Origin of the sequence: Clostridium sediminicola, from assembly GCF_050402865.1 — a bacterium.
Lineage (GTDB): Bacteria > Bacillota > Clostridia > Clostridiales > Clostridiaceae > Clostridium_AF > Clostridium_AF sediminicola.
Map to the genome: position 1 here is coordinate 37370 of NZ_BAABMF010000007.1, position 20501 is coordinate 57870.

The following is a 20501-nucleotide window of genomic DNA, read 5'->3' on the forward strand; positions in this document are numbered from 1 at the left end:
TTGCGTCAACAAAAGTACTTTATTATTGCAATCTGCAAAGCAGATAATAGCTTAGTTTAAAGATTCTCTGCAAGAAAATCACCATTAACTGTGCATTGTGCACTGTGCAATTATAACATACTTTATAACACTGAACAAACCTTATTTACTAATCAAACTAGCTAAATTAAGAAGTTCTTCATCAAAAGATTGCTTTTGCGATAATGCCACATCAATATCTTCATCAAATATCTTTCCAGCACTTATTCCTACAACTCTTGATGATTTACCTTGGATTAATACTCTAACTGCTTTAGCTCCAAGTTTTGATGCTAGTATAACATCATTAACAGTAGGACTACCCCCTCTTTGAATATGTCCTAAGATTGTAATTCTTGTTCCTATACCAGTAACTTCTTGGACTGTTCTAGACAATTTTTCAGCTCCGCCAACCCCTTCGGCTAAAATCACCAAGTTATGTCTCTTTCCTAACATTTTCCCTTCTAACAACGTTTTGCATAGTTGATCTACATCAAACTCTTTTTCAGGGACTATTATACTTAATGCTCCTCCTGCAACTCCTGCATAAAGAGCTAAATCTCCACAATTTCTTCCCATAACTTCAACAATACTAACTTGTCCATGAGAAGAAGATGTATCTCTCAGTTTCTTAATAGCATCTAAAGCAGTGTTTGCTGCTGTATCAAAACCTATAGTAGCATCTGTATAAGCTAAATCATTATCTATAGTTCCTGGAACTCCTACTGTTTTTATACCTAATTTTGATAATTCTCTAGCCCCTTGAAATGATCCATCTCCACCTATAACAACGAGCCCATCAATTCCATATACTTTTAGTATATTAAATGCTTTTTTTCTACCTTCCTCTGTCATGAATTCTTTACACCTTGCAGTTCTTAAAATTGTTCCACCTCTTTGGATAATATCGCAAACACTATTTGAATTTAGTTCTGTTATTTCACCATTTATTAAACCTCTATATCCTCTTTGAATACCCATAACTTTCAGTCCATTACCTACACCATACCTAACCACTGCCCTTATAGCTGCATTCATGCCAGGCGCATCTCCACCAGAAGTTAATACCGCAATTGTCTTCATCTTATCTCCTCCAAAGCCTATACGTAAATTTTTCCTATTAATTATAACTATTTTACAATAATGATCAAATATTTACAACATCTGTAGTTATAAAGCTATAAAAAAAGAATGCATTACGCATCCTTTTAACTCTTTGATAAATCAAATTCTTCTATATATTCTATTTGCTCATTTTTAAAATTTTTAAGCGTTTCAATGTCTTCTTTTTCTCTAGGACTTTTGGTTTCTATGCCTAATACTTTCCATTCAGCATTCTCTTTACTAAAAGTATATTTTGTAAAAACTGTAATTTCTTTATTCACCTTTTCTAAAGTTTTATTTGTCTTTAAAAAAATATATTTAAAGCTCACGTCAGGCTCTTCATAAACTCCTGATATTGCAATAGGTTCATAAGTTATCTTCCCAACAGTTTTATTAACAGACTCATTCAAATTGTCAATTAATTTTTCTACTTCTTCATCAGTTATGTTCTCTAGATCGCTTTCTGTATACTCTCTACCCTCAAATCCAAAAATAGCTCTTTGGTTTTCAGAAAATTTACTAGAAAAAATACTTTGAACATTATTCCTATAATCAGTAAGAGAAATCTCATTATTTAAAAGGTCATATTTGTTCTGTTCACTGTATATAACCATATCCAAAAGAAGTCTCTCCTCTTCACTTAGTTTTTTGTATTCATCGGTACTACACCCCACTATTGTATATATAATTACCAAACTTAGTAAAATCATTATTAATCGTTTCACTAAAATCCCTCCATTTTAATATATCACTATTAAAAGTAACTTTACCTCATTGATTACTCATAGTATAATTACTATTATTTTACATTAAATATAACACAATCCTTTTATATAGTCAAACTTACTATATAATGATTTTATTTTTACCACAAAGAAAGAGAGCTATTATATCAGCTCTCTTTCTTTAGATTAATTTATTCTTCTATAAATTTTCTATACTTCTTCAGCGTCTACTGCCTCTTCAACAGTTTCTTCAAGTTTTACTTCTGGTTTTTTACCTTGTAAAATTTCTGGAAGTTCAAGGCCAGCATTTTTAAATACATCTTCAAATGGTGGAATTGCTTTTAACATTCCTGAAAGGAAATTTGCAGTAGCTGGTGTACCGTCTCCATTTCCGCCTCCCATTGTATCCCAAACAGTAACTTTATCAATTTTAATATTCTTTATTGCCTCTACTTGTAATTTAACTAGTTCAGGCAATTTATCAGTAATCATAAGCATAGCAGCACTTTCAGGATTATTTCCTGCAGCTTCAACAATTTCTTTGAAACCTTCAGCTTGTTTTCTAAGAATTTCCATTGTACCTTCTGCTTCTGCCTTCATTTTGAATAATATCGCATCTGCTTCACCTTTTGCTTGTCGTCTAATTCTTTCTGCTTCTGCTTCCGCATCTAATTGAACTTTTTCTTTATCAATTTCAGCTTTTACGATAATGTCTGCAATATTTGTTGCTCTATCTCTCTCTGCACGAGCTTTTTCAGAATCTTGTTCAGCTGCATATGCCTCTTGTAAGGCTTTTGCTGTTTGAACTTTTTCTGCAGCAATTGCAATTTTCTCAGCTTCTGCTTCTTTTTCTCTTCTATCAGCATCAGACATTGCAACTGTAATTTTAGCTTCGTTCTCCCCTTTAATAGCTTGAGAATTAGCCTCAGAAACTCTAATTCTTTCTTCTCTCTTAGCTTGTGCCTCACCAATAGCACCATCTCTGTTTTTCTCAGCAACACTTTTCTTAGCATCATTTATAGCTTTTGCTGCTGCTTCTTTACCTAATGCTGAAATATATCCTGACTCATCTTTGATATCAGTAACATTTACGTTGATAAGTTTTAAACCAATTTTCTTTAATTCCTGCTCAACGTTTGCAGATACATTAGCTAGGAACTTATCTCTATCAGAGTTGATTTCCTCAATATCCATTGTAGCTATTACTAATCTAAGTTGACCAAAAATAATATCTTTAGCTAAATCTTGAATATTTTGTCTTGTTAAACCTAGTAATCTTTCTGCAGCATTTGTCATAACTTCAGTGTCAGTAGATATACCAACTGTAAATGTTGATGGAACATCAACTCTGATATTCTGCTTACTTAAGGCTTTAGTTAAATTAACATCAATTGAAATAGGTGTTAATTGCATGTATTCATAACTTTGAATAACTGGCCATACAAAAGCTGCTCCACCATGAATACATCTTGCTGAACGGTCAGACCCCTCAGTATTTTTCCCTGTTTTACCATAGATAACTAAAATCTTGTCTGAAGGACATCTCTTGTATCTTGAAAATAATGCTATTATTACAACAAATAATGCTACAACAATAACGGCTGTTAAAATAATTGCTGGTAAGTTTAAATCTGGCATATAAATTTCCCCTTTTCCATTATGATTTTTTATTTTAAAATTAGGCTTTCTAGTTCAACTATTAATTTATACGTGTCCAAAAAGTATTAAAGCTTCACTATTTTGAGACAAGTGTAAATTTAGTTTCACTAAAGAAATCCTATACAATCCCCTGATTAAACATCTTTATTTAGCTTCTACAACAAAATCGCCATTTTTTATTCCAACTACTTTTACTAATGAACCCGTTTTTAAAGACTGTCCTCTTGTAACTGAATCTACCACTTGATACTTGCCCTGAAAAGTTATTTCAATTTTTCCAACTCCACTTTCCTTCTCTGGTATAGTCAGATAAACTTTTCCCTCTTTTCCAATGGCGTTTTTAGGGTTGATATTGCCACTTTCTTGAAGCTTTAATAAAGCTCTAAAAACAGCAGTCAAAATTCCAACCACAGCAGAAGCAACAATAATTGAAACGACTACAGTAGTAAATTTACCTAAATTATTATCTATTGCAGTTATACCAGTCCATGAAAATACTGTAAGAAATATTACAACATTTCTAAAGGTTATTAATTTTAAAGGTATATTTGAACTGTTCACATCAGTCTCTGGATCGAATTCTATATCATCCATATCCCCATCAAAATCTATTCCTCCAATACTATCTGTATCAAGAGAATCAGGAACATCCCCACCTGAATCAATTCCCATAATCAATAAAATCATTTGAACAACGAACAAACAAGTTGAAGGAATAGCTATCGTCCAAAAGATTTTTTCAAAATTCATTAAAGTATCCCACCAAATAGTCATTTAATCCCCCTTTCAACTAGTAATGATTTGTAATTAATCTTTATTATACCATAAACATTGAATTAAACTATATTTATGAATAAATCTTTACACTTATTCATTCACATATTAAGAGAGCTAACTTGTATAAAATGTTACAGAATTTTATAAAAAAGATAAAAAAAATCTAGAAACACTATATCAATTATCCGCTATAGTGTTTCTAGATTTTTTAAGTTCTCTTTTTAAATTCATATTTACACATCTTACATGTAACAACTAAGTTCCCTTTTCCTCTTGGTAATCTCAATTTTTGCTTACATTCTGGACATTTTACAACAACAAAGTTTTTTCTCTGTTCAACTTTTCTAATAGCTTTATAATATTGATTTTTTACTTTCAATAATATTCCTTTATTAAAATATTTAGATAGTTTATAATTTAAGCCACCTAATCTATATTTTATAGTACCCACAAAAGTTCTATATGCCATCTCTTCCTTTTGTCTCTTTGGAAAGTCTTTAGAAAAAATTCTAAAAATACTATACCCAATAAAAACTGGTGCAACAAAATATGATTTTGTAAGAATTAAAAGCACACCAACTATTAATAAAAACTTAGAAAAACTATCTAAGCCGTATTTACCGTTAATATAATTATTCTTCATGTCTTCACCCCTGTTTTGCTATATTATATTTTGAAATGATATCTCTATCCAATCTGTAGATCACAATTGAAATAGATTGCGAAGCGCTTTTCTTCGCAATTTATAATCATTCCTTCTTCTTAAATTAATTCTAATACCCAAGAATACTAATTACAATAGCTTTTCACCTTTATTAATACTTTTTTTATAATTGAAAGAAAAAACCACACCATTTATGCTGCATACTATATATATTCAACTGTGAAATTTAATTTATACATGTACCAAAATCTCCGGTACTAACGAGTTATGGTACATGTATAAATCTATTATTGAGCTTAGATATCTATTTCTAAAATAAATTTTATTTTTCCCTTGACAATTAGCAAAATTATTAATACTATTATTAGTGTACTAATAAACACAGTACACTTAATACACTTAATACAGTTTCATGATTATTCAAAAATATAATTAAAGCTTTTGCTTGCAAAAGGTATCCATTACTGACAACTGTCAACTGAAATAATGTATTGAAAGGAGGTCTTTATTTGATAAAAATAAATAGTAGAAGTAGTCGTCCTATCTATGAACAGATTATAAATGGAATTAAAGAAAACATACTTAAAGGAATTCTTGAACCTGGAGAAAAACTCCCTTCAGTAAGGGAAATGTCTTCATTAATTACCGCTAATCCGAATACGGTAAGTAAAGCCTATAAGGAACTTGAAAGGCAGAAGGTAATAGAAACTATACGAGGAAGAGGAACTTATGTATCTTCAGATTATAAACCAAGACTAGAGGAGGATAGAATGAAGGTATTGAAGGAAGAAATAAAAAAAATCATAATTGAAGCTCATTATATGGGAATAAAAAAAGAAGACCTTATAAACCTTATGAATAATTTTTATGAAGAAGTAGACAAAAATTCAGTAACAGAAGGAAGTGAAAAATAGTGATTAAAATATCCAATATAAATAAAAGTATTGAAAACAAAAAAATACTTAATAATATAAATCTAACTGTATCAAAAGGAAGTATATTTGGATTGATTGGTCCTAATGGTGCTGGCAAAACTACTTTAATAAAATGTCTCACAGGTATTTACGATGTTGAAGATGGCCAAATAGAAATAATGGAACAACCGGTTTTTAATAATTGCTCTATAAAAGAAAAATTTGCTTATGTTCCAGATACAAATTCTTTTTTTGAATTTCATAAGATAAAAGATGTGATTAAATTCTATACACTTACTTACAAAGATTTTGACATAGAAAAATTTCATAGTATCAATAGAGTTTTTAATATACCTTTGAATTCTTCATTAAAAAAATTATCTAAAGGAATTAACATGAGACTTTCACTACTATTAGCACTTTGTATAAAACCAGAAGTACTAATTTTAGATGAGCCATTGTCCGGAATAGATCCTATAGTAAAAAGCCAAATTTTAAAACTTTTAATAGAAGAAACTGCTGAAAGAGAAACAACAATATTTATATCTTCACATAATCTAAGCGACCTTGAGAAAATATGTGATACTATTGCAGTTATGAATAATGGTGAAATAAAACACTTCAGTTCCTTAGATAATATGAAAGAGAATTTCAAAAAAATCCAAATAGTTTTTAAAGATTCACCTCCTAATATTCAGGACTTACCTGGAGTTATTTCCTCAAATACTATTGGAAGAGTTTATACTATTGTTACTTCTCAATATGAATCATTCAAAAAAGAACTTGAAGAATGCGACCTAATTCTTTTTGAAGAAATAGATTTAAGTTTAGAAGATATTTTTATTCATTCTCTAGGAGGTGATGGCCTTGAAGAAATTTTATAATAAAGCTTTATTTTATAAAGAATTCAAATCATCTTTAAGTTTTATTGGTATATTATGGCTTTCATTATTTATGGAATTCACCAATCACTTTATACGTGAAACACAAAATTTAAAAACTTTGTCAAAAGATTTAATTTCCATGGGAACATATAATTCTATAGAGTTTACAGAAAATATCTCTAACACTTTATCTAGTCTTTCAAATAATAGTGGAATGTTTTATTCAATTTGTTCATTAATAATAATTAGTTTTTGGATTGTAGGAAAGGAAAGACAAAACAATAGAAATGAAATGCTCAGTACTATGCCCTTTTCAAGAGAAGAAATCATAGGCACGAAATGGATATTAGTTTTTATTTCAATAATCATTGCTATGTTTCTAAATTTAGCAATCATTTTATGGAATTGTTCTGTAAATTCCAATATTTATTCTATTATTCCAAATATATATAATTTATTACTCTATTGGATAATTTCAAAAACTTTGCTTTACATTTTTATTTTCACTTTTATAATGTTTGTTTCCTCAATTTGCGGAAGATTTTTTACCGGAGGATTATTAGGCTCTATATTCTTGATTGTACCTTTTTATCTAACTGTTACTATCCCTCCTTTTATTGGATATTTTGCAGTTATTAATGGAACCAGATTAATATCAGAAGCAACGATTGCTAATTTAGAAAATTTTGTTCTTCGAATATATGCTTTATTTAATTTTTATACTTATGATAATAATTTGGTCAAATACTTCAATACTTTATCTTTACTTTCAATCATAGGTATTATCATCTTCTTAAGCTTATTATTTATATCATTCAAAAATAATAGCTTTGAAAAAATCAATGAACTTTGTATGTTCAAATCTTTTGAATATATATTGAAAATTGGTGTATCTGTCTGTTTCACATTGTTGATAACCACTATAGCCGTTGACACAAATGCTCATACAATTGAAGATGCATACATTGCTGCACCTACTGCTTTTATAACTTTGATAGTAACATATATCTTAACAAATAAAATCATTAAATACTTTAAATAAATTGAGAAGTAAGCTTAGCAATTTATTTCCATTTTGCAACAACTTATAAATTTGAAAATTTTTTAAATAATCATCAAAATATTGGAGGAAATATAATGAATGTTTTAGAAGTTAAAAACCTAAAAAAACGTTTAGGTAAACGAGAAATCATTAAAGATGTAAGCTTTTCAGTAAAAAAAGGGGAGATTTTTGGATTTTTAGGGCCAAATGGTGCTGGTAAAACTACAACAATAAGAATGCTTGTAGGTCTAATCGCTCCAAATTCAGGTTCTATATCCATTATGGGTCATGATATAAAAAGCGAAAGAGAGCTAGCTCTTGACAAAGTGGGCGCTGTTGTTGAGAACCCTGAATTATATACTTATTTATCTGGAAGAGAAAACTTAATGCAGGTTGCTAGAATCAGAAAAATTTCTAAGAAAAGAGTAGATGAAGTTGTTGAATTAGTTCAATTAACAGACCGTATAAATGATAAAGTCAGAAAATATTCTTTAGGAATGAAGCAAAGATTAGGATTAGCCTTAGCCTTATTATCAAAACCTGCGTTATTAATATTAGATGAGCCAACAAACGGTTTAGACCCTTCTGGAATACTTGATTTTAGAGAAATAGTACAAAAGGCTGCAAAAGAAACTGGCACAGCTGTTTTTGTTTCCTCTCATATACTAGCAGAAATCCAACAATTATGTGATACAGTTGCTTTTATTAATAACGGCGTTATTCAATCAGTAGAAAGCTTAAATAAAAAAGAAAAGGAAAAATTAGTTTCAGTTACTCTAATTACTAAAGAAATTGAAAAAGCTACAGCTATTCTAAGTTCCCTTTCATTTATAAAAGATTTTTCATCAAAAGAAAATACTTTTTCAATAAAAGTCTCTGAAGAATTGATACCCGAAATTGTATTTGCTCTTGCAGAACATCGAATCCCTATTGATGAAATTTTCAAGAGCCATAGAGAGCTTGAAGAAAGATATATGCAGCTTGTTGAAGGAGGAATCAGATAATGTTTACTTTAATTAAAAATGAAACAATTAAACTTTTAAAAAGGACCAAAACTTTAGTTACTTTTATTGCTTTTCTTTTGCTTACTGTGTTAATCACATTCTCTACTTATAAAATGATAGAGAATAATAAAAAATGGCAAGATCCTGATTACAAGATTCAAATGGCCCAAGAAAATATTAACCGTTACAAAGCTGATAAAACAAGTTCAGATGTGGACAAAGATTATCAAAACCAAATAGATGAGTTAATAAAAAATGAAGAAGCAAATATTGAACAATATAAATTAGAAAAAGAACAAGGTAAAGTAGATTGGAAAGTAACTGTTAACAAAACAATCGAAGATTCAAAAAATCTACTAAAGGATGAAACTCTTACAAAAGAATCTAAAGAGAGTATTCAGCAACAGTTAGACTTAAATGAATATTATATTGCTAATAACATAGAACCTAACGATAATGTGTTTAATGCTTATAATGCTTTAGGGACTATAATAATGATTTTGGGTTCTATATTCCTAGCAATAGGATTAGCAATCTTTGCATCAGATATGGTATCTGGAGAATATACTCCTCCAACAATGAAGGTGCTATTAATTCAACCTGTTTCTAGGGGCAAAGTTCTATTTTCCAAATTTATATCTATAGCTTTGACCTGTGTAACTCTAATAGTATCTGTTGAAATATTAACATTCTTGTTTGTAGGTGTTTTCTTTGGCTTTGGCAGCAGTAATTATCCTGTAGTAGTGGGTAAGAAATTTTATTTTGACAAAATAGTATCAAGTAATGCAGCTCCACAAATAAAAGAAATACTTGGAAGTTCTCATATTGCTCCTATTTGGAAAGTTACACTACAAGGAGTTTTGCTTCAAATACTCTTTATAATAGCAGTTGTTGCCTTTGTTTTCCTTATCTCTACTGTTATGAAAAGTAGTATGTTATCAATGAGTTTAAGTAACGTAACTATAGTTGCCTTATTTATAATTCCTAATTTATCACACAGTATAAAGAAAGTAATGCCTTATTGTTTCATAACATATGGTAATAGCTATGCTTTACTTGATGGTTCTTTAAATATGGGTTATAATACACCTTTCATAACTCCATTATCTGCTTCACTGGTAATGAGTATTTGGATAGTTGTTTGCTACTTAATATCACACTTTGTATTTGTAAAGAAAGACGTTTTAATATAGCTTCATAATAAAATCCTCAGAAGTAATGATTTCTGAGGATTTTGTTATCTGGATTTCAAAAATTTATATGCTCCTGTTTCTATCATAAGCTTTTTTACTTCACTAGTTTTTTTGCATCCAAATTTATGAATAATATTCCCAACATGATACTTAATTGTTACTAATTCAACTCCTCTTATGGCCGCAATCTCTTTTTGCTTTTTACCATCCATAAGAAGATTCATAATACCAATTTCTGTATTTGTTAAACTAGATATCATATTAACCACATTTAATAGATTATTTCTCAAATTTTCAAACTCAACTAGTTTCTTTCTTATAGTAGTGGCAGCATATGACCTTATTGGAGACGAATCGTTATATGCTTGTCTTATAGCTTCTAAAATTTCAGAAGAAGATGCTGTTTTTAAAACATAATCAACTGCTCCTGCCTCATAAGCTTCAATAATTGCTTCTTCATCTTCATGGCAAGTAAGCATGATAATTTTTATGTTAGGATTCATATTCAAAATTTCTTTGGTGGCCTTTATACCTGTATCTTTTGAATCCATTTCAATATCCATTAAAATAATATCCGCTTCATGTTTTTGTGCTAATTTTACTACCTCACTCCCATTATATGCTCTACCAATAACCTCCAAGTCTTTCTCATAATTAATTAAATTATAATATATATTATTTAGTGTTTCAAAATCTTCAGCAATAATACATTTGATCATAACTGCCCCCTATTATTTGGTATATACAATTTAAAACTAGTACCTTTATCAAGAATACTTTCTACATCAATAACTCCTCCAAAAGCTTCAATAACCTTTTGACAATAGGCTAGTCCTATTCCCCAATTTGAAACAGTAGCTTTTGTTGAGTAAAATGGTTGGAATATTTTATCTATATCTTTTTTATCCATACCGCAACCGTTATCATGAATTTCAATCACTCCATATTCTACCTTCTCATCTATCACAACAGTAATTTCAGGGCTATCCATAAAACTACAAGCTTCTATAGAATTTCTTATAATATTTTCCATAACCTTTTTGAACTCTTTCTTATCAATATTTAAATAAATAGTTCTTTTCTCTATAACATCAAAGGTTATACTAGGATTCATCTTTTTAAAAGTTTCTATCATTTTAAGAACAATCTTATTTACATCAACAAAACTGTACTTTAGCTTTATCTTACTCATGTTTTTCGATAATTGACTAATTTGTTCTATAGTCTCATTACATATTCTAATTATTTCATTTTGTAATAACTCGTCATCTTTCTTTTTAGATTCCTCAGCTAAGTATCTTATTGCAATTAGTTGATTTTTAACTGAATGAGAAAATATCCTTCCTCCAATATTTGCTGTATGTAATTGTTTTTCAAAATCTATATTATTTTTTCGTACATTTATTTCAAATATATTGTATTTCAATATTGCATAGATTAATAAAATTACAGATACTACTGATATTATTGTTATTCCATTATAAAGAATCTCATTATAAGGAATGCTTATATTTGATAACTGTCCAAATCTGCTAAAAATTATCTTTTGATTAGGATACCAATAAAATAAAACAAGAAATAGAAAATGTATAGGAATAATTCCAATAAACATATACTTGAATTTTTTTCTAAGTTTCGGTATGATTCTACTTTCAATATATAACAGAACAATAATGCTGGTTACGAGGTAAATTTTCATTAGTGAATTGGAAACTAAAGCTAATGACTTTATTATAGAATTCACCTTGATATAATAATCTGAATTTACATATCCATTAAAAATCACTCTATTATTTATCTTATATATAACCTTTAGTACATCTGGATCAAACAATATTATTAATACTAAAGGAAAAACTGCTAATACCAAATAAGCTACTTTCTTAGAGTGTTTGCTCACAATAAATGAAACTGAAAAACAAATAGCTCCGTATATATATATGGCAGTACCTATGTTCATTATTCTATATTGGTCATTTATATCAAGCTTCAAAAAATAATTTATTTTCCATATATAATTTGAAATGTTAGAATAAAGTCCGTTTACAGTGTAGTGAGAACTACTTAAATACTCTGTATAAAAAGCTAATCCAAACATAGCTAATGAAAATCCAATAAGCATAGTGCTAAGCCAAACTATATTTTTTGTTCTATAATTTTTTACTATTAGAAAAATATTAAAAATAATATATGTGAAAAATAACCATATCATAATTAACTCCTCGTAAATCTTTTATTCTGTAGATAAAACATAAGTAAACTTAATCTATACATGTACAAAATCTCAGGTAACAATAAGTTTTAGACTTGTATAGATTTATTGTTCAAGTGCTTTATCTCTATTATAGCATGGTTACCCAAAAAAAGTAAAAGAGCAGATTCCTCTGCTCCTTTGCATTCAGTCTATTTATTTTTCCAATATTCTATTGATTTTTCTTTCATTTGTTTAACGAATTGTTCAGGAGTGATTGTGCCAAATACTAAGTCATTATCTACTGGGTAGAATACATTTGCAAACCATTCTGAATAAGCAGCCATAGCTCCATCATATGATAAATGGAAAGTTGTTGCACTTTCTACTACAGGCTTAACATCTCCTAATATCTCTGGGTAAGCAGCATCTGCTCTAGCTGACATATTCATTGTTTTCTCAACATACATTTGTGCATTTTCTTTGCTAACCATAAATTTCAAGAAAGCTTTAGCTGCACTTGCATTTGGAGCATCTTTAGGTATTGCGCATCCGATTAAGTATGCTTCAACATCAGTTGTATCCCCTGTTCCACCTTCTACTTGTGGGAAAGGATAAAAACCAAATTCAAATTCTTCACCAGCTATATCTTTTGTCTCAACAGGAATCCATGTTCCACAAAGAATACTTCCTGCTTTACCTAAAGCCCAATCTCCTTGTGCTGCTGGGTAGTTACTTCCTGCATATCCATCTTCAAATAAGTTCTTTCCACCTTTACTTAACTCGTAAACAAGTTCAGCAGCTTTTAAATATCCTTCATCATCCCAAGCTTCACCAGTTTTATCTGATGCTGCTTTTGATAAAGCACCTTTTCCTAAAACTCTTTCTAATGCCCAATAGTAATAATAAGCATTGTAGAATGAAATATTACCATCTAATGCTAATGGTGCAATTCCCATTTCTTTAATTTTTGTATTTACAGTTATAAATTCATCCCAAGTCTTAGGAGCTTCCAATCCTTTTTCTGCAAAGAATTTTTTATTATAGAAAAACCCTGAAGTAATATAAGAATATGGAAGATAGTATAAATTTCCACCTTTCTCATAAAGTTTAACAATATCTTCGTTGAAAACTTTCATTAAAGTTTCTTGATCTTCTGGTCCTTTACTTTCAAATAAATCATTGATAGGCATAACCATTTCTTCACCATCTTTTAAAAGCGCTCCGTTTAATTCACTTAAATCTTGATCTACTAAATCTGGTGCATCATTCATAAGAAGTCTACTTCTGATTTTTGTCAATACATCTCTTCCTGCAAATTCAAATTCTACTTTCACACCTGTTTCTTTTTCAAAAGCAACTGCCATTTCTTTTAAAGCTTCAGCTTGAGGTTCTCCCTCATTCCACATAGAAGAATAATTGATAGTTCCACTAATTTCTGCATCTTCTGTAGTAGCCTTCTCATCATTTGATGCTGGCTTTTCATTTTCAGTTTTACCACATCCAGCTAATAACGAGATACTTAAAGTAGTTACTAATGCAAATGCCAATAATTTTGAAACCTTTCTCAAATTCATAATTTTACCCCCCAAAAAAATTTTTATATTTAAGTATTGAGTCTCCATTTGAAAAATGGATTCTCTATATTATGTTGACTTATTCTTTTAATGCTCCCATTGTTAATCCTTCCATTATTGTCTTTGAAAGAACAACGTACACCAAGAAAGTTGGTATAACAACCATGGTAAAGGCTGCGAATAGACTTACCCAGTCTCCTGTATATTGAAGTGACCCTTCTATAGCATATAACCCTATTGATAAGGTAAATTTACTTGACTTTGATATAAATGTAAGTGCTAGTAAAAATTCATTCCATAATCCGATAAAATTAAATATTCCTGCTGTAACTAAAGCCGGTCTTCCAAGTGGAAGCATAATTTTGAAAAAAGTATAAATAGGTCCACATCCATCTATATATGCTGCTTCTTCTAGTTGATGTGGAAGTGTCTTGAAAAACCCCATCATTAGAAAAACTGTAAAAGGTATAGATAATGCAACATAAACCAAAACTAATCCAACTAATGAATTTATCAACTTCAAACTAAAAAGTATGAAGAACAAAGGCACTAGTAGTAATTGATAGGGTATCCCCATACCAAAAGTAAATAATTTAGTTAATGATTTTCTAAAAGGGAACTCTATTCTAGATAAAACATATGCAACTGGAGCCGAAATAATTAATAAGATTAAAACTGAAGAAATAACAACAATTAAACTATTAAAGAAATATACTCCAAGTTTATTATTAGTCCAAACTTTTATATAATTCGAAAACTGTATTGAATTAGGAAATCCCCATATATTTGAAAAGAATTCCTTATTATTTTTAAATGAACTCATAACTATCCATAGGAAAGCAAATAGTGAAAATCCACTCCATAGATATAAAAATGCTTTTGCTAATATACTCCCAATAATATTGGAAAGATTTCTTTTACTTTTCACCTATTATCACCTCCTAATATTCTATGGTTTCTTTTTTAGTTATTCTAGTTATCAAAGTAACAATAACAGCTATTAATACAAACATAATAACACCCATAGCTGTACTATAACCCATTCTATATATTGTCACTCTTCTACCAAATGCTGTTATATACATATAAGTAGCCAAGTTTTGAGTTCCTGCTGGTGGAATATCAACGCCTCCACCCCATGCATATAGCAATGAGAACTCTTTAACAGCATTTATTCCCCAAAGAACCATTGAAGTAACAAGAACATCCCAAATCATAGGTATCTTTATTTTAAAGAATATTTTTGTCTCAGATGCACCCTCAAGTTTAGCAGCTTCTATAAGGCCTACTGGAACTCTATCCAATGCTGCTAAAAGTATAACACAATAAAAGCCTGTATACATCCATACAATTGCAGCTAAAACAGCCCATATTAATGTTTCTGGAGCCATCCAAGTTTGTTGGAAATTCGAAAGTCCTATAGCACCCAAAATATTGTTTAGCATTCCCCATTGTTTGTTATAAATAAAAGACCATAAAATTGCTATTGCTACAGGATTTATTATTGAAGGGAAAAACAACAATGCTCTATAGAATTTTTTACCTTTAATATCTGTAGTTAAAATTCCACTTAACAAAAATGCAATACCAAAAACAAATATACCACCAACTATTATTATAATTCCTGTATTCTTCATAACAACTCCCCAAAAATGGGAATCTCTAAATAATTCTTTGAAATTACCTAGGCCAACAAACTTCATACTAGTAGTAAAACCATTCCAATTAAATAAACTTACATAAAAAGCTCTTATTGCAGGATAAATAAAAAGTAAAAGATATAGTATCAAGGCCGGCAATAAAAATAATATTACCATTAATTTATTTTCTTTTTTAAAAATTTTAACCAGTCCCTTCAAAAGATTTATTTAAACATCTTTAATTCTCTTTAACTGCTTTCACAAAAGCTTCTATATTTTCATAAGGAACATCCGGTTCTAATAAGTGAGTAGGTGCAATAATGAGTCCACCATTATATCCTACATTTTCAATCATGTCTTTAACTGCTAGTTCAACATCTTCAGTTGAGCCAAAAGGCATTGTTGTTTGTGTGCCAATTGTCCCCCAAAAAGAAATTCTGTCTCCATAAAGTTTTTTTATTTCTTTAGGATCTAAACATTCAGGTTGAATAGGATTTAATATGTCAACTCCGATTTCAATTAAATCTTCAATAATATCTGCAATATTTCCATCAGAATGATAATAACATAAGACCTCTGGATTAATGCTTTTTGCAGCCTCTATTGATTTCTTTAATCTAGGTTTTAACCATTTCCTCCAAGTTTCAACACTCATCATCATTGCTTCTTGAGTTCCCACATCATCGCCATATATAATAACATCTACACCTGTTTCAGCAAATTTTTCTGCAACCTTACATTTAATATCCGTCATTCTATCTAAGCAAGCAGTTGCAATATCCTCATTTATATAGAAATCCATCAGCAAATTTTCCATACCTCTTAAATACCATGTAGGTTCAAATATATCTATATATATACCACTACTTAAAGCAATAAGATCATTTTCCTTTATTTTTTTTACTTTTTCTTTTAAACCATCCCATCTATATTCTGATAGAACATCCGGTAATGGAAAACTTAATACCTCTTCAGGTGTTGTGAAATTTTGCATTGGAGATACCATTTTTGTAAAATGAAAACTTTCTTCTGTTTTCCCTTTTACATGACCTACTCCCCACTCATTGATATAGTCAATATGACCTAAATTTTCGAAATATTCACGGTAATCGTTTTCAAATTTTGTGCTATTCGGCATTACCGGTCTTATAGGCATATCAAAATATGTAAAATAGTCTTCTTGTCCAGTTTTTTTCTTAAATTCTTCAATTTTACTTTCACACATTGTAAAGTAATACAGAGTTTTTTCTGGTTTTATATGATTTATAGTTTTAAAAAAATCGTCTCTTCTTCCCATTTCTACCTCCACAATAATGTAGTTTTTAACTATGATTATTTATTTCATCCTACAAATTAATTATATAAAATTTGTAGGATTTAACAAGACAAGTTTTTTTTCATCCTTTTTTTTATAATATTTATAATTATACTTAAATAGTATAGTAAAACCTTATACTTTTTTTAGGCTATATTTTAAGCTACTGTTGATTTAAATGATTGGAGGCACTATTTATAAAGTTGCATTATTTATAGTTTACAGTTCACAATGTACAGTCCACAGTAATGGGCAATTATCTGCGAAAACCTTTGAATCGAGTAAAAGATAAAAGTAATCACTCTTTATTACCTTAGATAACAAAGAGTGATTACTTTTTATTTAAATCAAAAACTAAATTTTGTTGCATTTAGCTACATGTTCTATATGATAAATTTATTAATATTCCCCTCTTCCCATATCGTCCACCTTAACTTTTACATTGACTATTATATCTGAATTAGAAACTACTTTATCCCAATCAACTCCAGTTTCACGTCCATATTTAGCTGCAGCTACTCTACCTAATTCAAGACAATCAACTCTATATACATTTTGCATTTTCTTTATAAAATCATAACTCATTTTTTCTACTTTTTCTATCATTTGACTCTCAAATTTTCTCATAGTTTCAGCACTTTCATGAATATCAGGAAATAACTCATTTTCAACTATCTGTCCATTTAAAGATAAGTCTATAAAAAAAGTATACTTATTTTCTTTTTTTTCACAGCGAACCTTTCGTGTTGTTTGTGCATAATAATTTATATTTTCTCTAATGTTTTCTTGTAATGTAAGCATACCTTTGACCTTATTTTCTCTTAGTAAATTCATAACTTTTGTTTCGTCTATATCTATTTTTCTAACCATTTTATCTTTTTTAAATAATGCCATTCCAGTAATTTTTAGTTTTTTATCTATAACTTCAATATAGGGTAATACAACATTCCTTCCCTCCACATGCATTCTCACAAAAACATCCATCATTTTGTAATTATCCGAAAAAAAATTAAACGCAGTAGAATGCTCCAACATTCCTTCTAAATAGTCAGAAGCACTGGGATATGTAGGCACCTTATATCTTAAAATATCTTCAACTTTCCCCTTACATACAGACAATAAAGCTGTATCATTTATATTGTGATTTTTGAATTCTATATCTATCAAATTTTTAATACCAAATTTTGAATATTCTTCACTAAAAATATATACTCTTTCAAGCCCTAATATCATTTTTTTATTTGTCAGCAGTTGTCTTGACCTTCTAGTTCCAGATAAAGAACTCCCTACTCCTGTACTTATTATGCTAGAAATTTCTCCATTTCCACCATAATTATAAAAAGAAATAGGTACACTATATTCTTTATTATCTGATATGAAATCCACACCGACTCCCGAAGGAATATTAACATTTTCAACTGGTAAATGAGTTACCCCACTACGAAAATATATGTAAATTAATATAGAAAGAATGAGAATAATTATATGGTTTTCTTTAATCAGCAAATTAATCAACCTACTATTTTTAATATGTTTTTTATACATATAAATCCTCCAAGCTTATCTATAGATCATTTATCCTTAATCCGTATTAATAAAGCTGTTAATGTAAAAAATATTAAATTAAAGATAATAGAAGTAGGAGTTACAAAATCTATTATTTCTGCTCTTAATATTCTATCCGAAAGTTTTAAAGATAGATAAAGAATAAGAGGATAAATAAATAAGCATAATTTTTGTATATCTATTTTTGTGAAATAATTCAAATTGAAAGCTACAGCAAAATAATAATTAGCTGAAATTCTTAATGATAATAAAATCCATATAAACATGAATATATATCTAAAGTTATTAATTACAGGTACATGAATACTTTCAAAAACCAATATCAAAGACCAGTAGCTTTCAGGTATTATTTCTATGCCTACATAAAATATAGTCACAAAAACAACCCACACATATATTATTCCACATATTGCTACAGCTTTTAGGGCTGATTTTTTTATAGCCTTTGTATTTTCTACATACGGATAAAACAAAAGTAGTGCTTCCCAACCATAGTAAGAATAAGCAGTTGTTTTGCTGGTTTTTAAAATATTCAATAAACCTGACCCTAAAACAGGCTGTAGATTCAATATACTACCTTCTTTTAAAGCTGACATTGAGAATAACATTACTACTATAAAAATATAAAAAATTAATTCACTTGTTTTTCCTAACACCTTTAATCCTTTATAAGCTCCATAAGCTGCTAAAGAGACTCCAATAATACCAACTTTTAATGGTGTTAAGAAATCCACTATAAAAGTTCTCATTAAGATAATAAAGTCTGATATAATTGAAACAGTAAAAAGCAAAAATTGGACTATAAAAATAAAATTCAATATACTCCCTAAGAAACATCCAAAGTATTTTTTACTTAAAGAAAGTATATTCTCCTTTGGATGTTTATTTATAATATAGATGGCTATTAGAATAACATATATTGGATATACAAGTGCGATGATAACAGAAATCCATGCATCCTGTCTTGCTGTTTCCACAAGAACATTAGGTAATTTTAAAATTCCAGACCCACCAATTACAAAACTTAGTAAAAAGCAAGTCAGTTCATCGGAAGTCAAAAGATTATTTTTTTGTTTATTCATAATCTCCTCTCCCCATATTATCCACTTTAACTTCTACATTAACAATTATATCTGAATTAGAAACTACTTCGTCCCAATCAACTCCTGTATGTCTTCCATATTTCGCTGCAGCTACTTTTCCTAATGCAAGACAATCAACTTTACAGTCTTTTTGCATTTTCTTTATAAAATCATAACTCATTTTTTCTACTTTTTCTATCATTTGACTCTCAAATTTTCTCATAGTTGCAGCACTTTCATGAATATCAGGAAATAACTCATTTTCAACTATCTCTCCATTTAAAGATAAGTCTATAAAAAAAGTATACTTATCTTCTTTTTTTTCACAGCGAACCTTCCTTTTAGTTTGTGTATAATAGCTTATATATTCTTTTAGATTATCTTGCAATACAAGCATACCTTTAACCTTATTTTCTCTTAATAAATTCATAACTCTTGCTTCATCTATATCTATTTTTTTAACCATTTTATCTTTTTTAAATAATGCCATCCCAGTAATTTTTAGTTCTTTATCTTTAACTTGAATATACGGTAATACAACACTTCTTCCTTCTGCATCCATTCTTACATAAATATCCATCATTTTATAATTATTTGAGAAAAAATTAAACGCAGTAGAATGCTCCAATATTCCTTCTAAATAATCAGCAGTACTGGGATATGTAGGTATCTTATAACTAAAAATATCTTCAACTTTTCCCTTACATACAGCTAATAAGGCCGTATCATTTATAGTACGATTTTTAAATTCTATATCTATCAGATTTTTTATACCAAAACTTGCATATTCTTCACCAAATACATATACTCTTTGAAGCCCTAACAGCATCTTTTTATTTGTCAGCAGTTGCCTTTCCTCTCTAGTTTTAGCTAAAGAACTACCTGTTCCAGTTCCTATTATGCTATAAATTTCGCCATTTCCACCATAATTGTAAAAAGAAATAAGTTTGCTAAATTGTTTATTAGCTGATATAAAATCCACTCCCACTCCAGAAGGAATATCAAGATCCTCAACTGGTGAGTGAATTACTCCACTGCGAAAATATATGTAAATTATTATAGAAAGAATGAGAATAATTATATTTTTTTCTTTATTCACCAAACTAATTAATCTATTATTGTTAATATGTTTTTTATACATATATT

General features: G+C 29.1%; 19 protein-coding genes. 5 read left to right on the plus strand and 14 right to left on the minus strand.

Annotated features, from left to right (window positions below):
- Window positions 1–141: 141 nt before the first annotated feature.
- The 5 genes from pfkA to ACQ3F0_RS13015 form a co-directional block, all read right to left on the minus strand.
- Window positions 142–1101, minus strand: a complete 960-nt coding sequence (gene pfkA, locus ACQ3F0_RS12995; protein ID WP_428865712.1) for a 6-phosphofructokinase — start codon at window positions 1099–1101, stop codon at window positions 142–144.
- A 125-nt stretch (window positions 1102–1226) separates the two neighbouring features.
- The gene (locus ACQ3F0_RS13000) at window positions 1227–1847 is read right to left on the minus strand and encodes a hypothetical protein (protein ID WP_428865713.1); all 621 of its coding nucleotides are present in this window, start codon (window positions 1845–1847) and stop codon (window positions 1227–1229) included.
- Between the two features lie 210 nt (window positions 1848–2057).
- Entirely contained in the window at window positions 2058–3485 is a 1428-nt protein-coding gene (locus ACQ3F0_RS13005; protein WP_428865714.1) for a flotillin family protein, read from the minus strand.
- A 165-nt stretch (window positions 3486–3650) separates the two neighbouring features.
- Window positions 3651–4280 (minus strand): NfeD family protein, encoded by a 630-nt coding sequence (locus ACQ3F0_RS13010; RefSeq protein WP_428865715.1) that lies wholly within the window; start codon window positions 4278–4280, stop codon window positions 3651–3653.
- A 211-nt stretch (window positions 4281–4491) separates the two neighbouring features.
- Window positions 4492–4926, minus strand: a complete 435-nt coding sequence (locus ACQ3F0_RS13015) for a hypothetical protein (RefSeq protein WP_428865717.1) — start codon at window positions 4924–4926, stop codon at window positions 4492–4494.
- 530 nt (window positions 4927–5456) lie between these two features.
- Here ACQ3F0_RS13015 and ACQ3F0_RS13020 point away from each other — a divergent pair.
- From ACQ3F0_RS13020 to ACQ3F0_RS13040, 5 genes are all read left to right on the plus strand, one after another.
- Window positions 5457–5861 carry a GntR family transcriptional regulator gene (locus ACQ3F0_RS13020; protein ID WP_428865718.1) on the plus strand — a complete coding sequence of 135 codons (405 nt, stop codon included), beginning with the start codon at window positions 5457–5459 and terminating at the stop codon, window positions 5859–5861.
- Entirely contained in the window at window positions 5861–6745 is an 885-nt protein-coding gene (locus ACQ3F0_RS13025) for an ABC transporter ATP-binding protein (protein WP_428865719.1), read from the plus strand. Before ACQ3F0_RS13020 ends, ACQ3F0_RS13025 begins: the two co-directional genes overlap by 1 nt.
- Window positions 6729–7787, plus strand: a complete 1059-nt coding sequence (locus ACQ3F0_RS13030) for a hypothetical protein (RefSeq protein WP_428865720.1) — start codon at window positions 6729–6731, stop codon at window positions 7785–7787. Before ACQ3F0_RS13025 ends, ACQ3F0_RS13030 begins: the two co-directional genes overlap by 17 nt.
- A gap of 95 nt (window positions 7788–7882) precedes the next feature.
- Window positions 7883–8791: an ABC transporter ATP-binding protein gene (locus ACQ3F0_RS13035; RefSeq protein ID WP_428865721.1), complete on the plus strand. Its 909-nt coding sequence runs from the start codon at window positions 7883–7885 to the stop codon at window positions 8789–8791.
- The gene (locus ACQ3F0_RS13040; RefSeq protein WP_428865722.1) at window positions 8791–9984 is read left to right on the plus strand and encodes a DUF2705 family protein; all 1194 of its coding nucleotides are present in this window, start codon (window positions 8791–8793) and stop codon (window positions 9982–9984) included. Before ACQ3F0_RS13035 ends, ACQ3F0_RS13040 begins: the two co-directional genes overlap by 1 nt.
- A 44-nt stretch (window positions 9985–10028) precedes the next feature.
- Here ACQ3F0_RS13040 and ACQ3F0_RS13045 read toward each other — a convergent pair whose 3' ends face one another.
- From ACQ3F0_RS13045 to ACQ3F0_RS13085, 9 genes are all read right to left on the minus strand, one after another.
- Window positions 10029–10703: a response regulator gene (locus ACQ3F0_RS13045; protein WP_428865724.1), complete on the minus strand. Its 675-nt coding sequence runs from the start codon at window positions 10701–10703 to the stop codon at window positions 10029–10031.
- Complete coding sequence (locus tag ACQ3F0_RS13050; RefSeq protein WP_428865726.1) at window positions 10700–12196, minus strand: sensor histidine kinase; 1497 nt, start codon at window positions 12194–12196, stop codon at window positions 10700–10702. The genes ACQ3F0_RS13045 and ACQ3F0_RS13050 overlap by 4 nt, the downstream gene beginning before the upstream one ends.
- A 191-nt stretch (window positions 12197–12387) precedes the next feature.
- Window positions 12388–13752 (minus strand): ABC transporter substrate-binding protein, encoded by a 1365-nt coding sequence (locus tag ACQ3F0_RS13055; RefSeq protein ID WP_428865727.1) that lies wholly within the window; start codon window positions 13750–13752, stop codon window positions 12388–12390.
- A 79-nt stretch (window positions 13753–13831) separates the two neighbouring features.
- Window positions 13832–14680, minus strand: coding sequence for a carbohydrate ABC transporter permease (locus ACQ3F0_RS13060; protein WP_428865728.1), 849 nt, complete (start codon window positions 14678–14680; stop codon window positions 13832–13834).
- Window positions 14681–14693: 13 nt separating this feature from the next.
- Window positions 14694–15389, minus strand: a complete 696-nt coding sequence (locus tag ACQ3F0_RS13065) for a carbohydrate ABC transporter permease (protein ID WP_428865729.1) — start codon at window positions 15387–15389, stop codon at window positions 14694–14696.
- Between the two features lie 241 nt (window positions 15390–15630).
- A complete protein-coding gene (locus ACQ3F0_RS13070; protein WP_428865730.1) occupies window positions 15631–16689 on the minus strand; it encodes a uroporphyrinogen decarboxylase family protein in 1059 nt (352 codons plus the stop codon).
- A gap of 417 nt (window positions 16690–17106) precedes the next feature.
- A complete protein-coding gene (locus tag ACQ3F0_RS13075) occupies window positions 17107–18252 on the minus strand; it encodes a Ger(x)C family spore germination protein (RefSeq protein ID WP_428865731.1) in 1146 nt (381 codons plus the stop codon).
- 26 nt (window positions 18253–18278) lie between these two features.
- Entirely contained in the window at window positions 18279–19355 is a 1077-nt protein-coding gene (locus ACQ3F0_RS13080) for a GerAB/ArcD/ProY family transporter (protein ID WP_428865732.1), read from the minus strand.
- Complete coding sequence (locus ACQ3F0_RS13085; RefSeq protein WP_428865734.1) at window positions 19348–20496, minus strand: Ger(x)C family spore germination protein; 1149 nt, start codon at window positions 20494–20496, stop codon at window positions 19348–19350. Before ACQ3F0_RS13085 ends, ACQ3F0_RS13080 begins: the two co-directional genes overlap by 8 nt.
- Between the last annotated feature and the right edge of the window lie 5 nt (window positions 20497–20501).

Bases quoted from the DNA above. Each gene is read 5' to 3' on its own strand.
- pfkA (WP_428865712.1), bottom strand. From the start codon at position 1,101: ATGAAGACAATTGCGGTATTAACTTCTGGTGGAGATGCGCCTGGCATG.
- ACQ3F0_RS13005 (WP_428865714.1), bottom strand. From the start codon at position 3,485: ATGCCAGATTTAAACTTACCAGCAATTATTTTAACAGCCGTTATTGTT.
- ACQ3F0_RS13010 (WP_428865715.1), bottom strand. From the start codon at position 4,280: ATGACTATTTGGTGGGATACTTTAATGAATTTTGAAAAAATCTTTTGG.
- ACQ3F0_RS13015 (WP_428865717.1), bottom strand. From the start codon at position 4,926: ATGAAGAATAATTATATTAACGGTAAATACGGCTTAGATAGTTTTTCT.
- ACQ3F0_RS13035 (WP_428865721.1), top strand. From the start codon at position 7,883: ATGAATGTTTTAGAAGTTAAAAACCTAAAAAAACGTTTAGGTAAACGA.
- ACQ3F0_RS13040 (WP_428865722.1), top strand. From the start codon at position 8,791: ATGTTTACTTTAATTAAAAATGAAACAATTAAACTTTTAAAAAGGACC.
- ACQ3F0_RS13045 (WP_428865724.1), bottom strand. From the start codon at position 10,703: ATGATCAAATGTATTATTGCTGAAGATTTTGAAACACTAAATAATATA.
- ACQ3F0_RS13050 (WP_428865726.1), bottom strand. From the start codon at position 12,196: ATGATATGGTTATTTTTCACATATATTATTTTTAATATTTTTCTAATA.
- ACQ3F0_RS13055 (WP_428865727.1), bottom strand. From the start codon at position 13,752: ATGAATTTGAGAAAGGTTTCAAAATTATTGGCATTTGCATTAGTAACT.
- ACQ3F0_RS13065 (WP_428865729.1), bottom strand. From the start codon at position 15,389: ATGAAGAATACAGGAATTATAATAATAGTTGGTGGTATATTTGTTTTT.
- ACQ3F0_RS13070 (WP_428865730.1), bottom strand. From the start codon at position 16,689: ATGGGAAGAAGAGACGATTTTTTTAAAACTATAAATCATATAAAACCA.
- ACQ3F0_RS13075 (WP_428865731.1), bottom strand. From the start codon at position 18,252: ATGTATAAAAAACATATTAAAAATAGTAGGTTGATTAATTTGCTGATT.
- ACQ3F0_RS13080 (WP_428865732.1), bottom strand. From the start codon at position 19,355: ATGAATAAACAAAAAAATAATCTTTTGACTTCCGATGAACTGACTTGC.
- ACQ3F0_RS13085 (WP_428865734.1), bottom strand. From the start codon at position 20,496: ATGTATAAAAAACATATTAACAATAATAGATTAATTAGTTTGGTGAAT.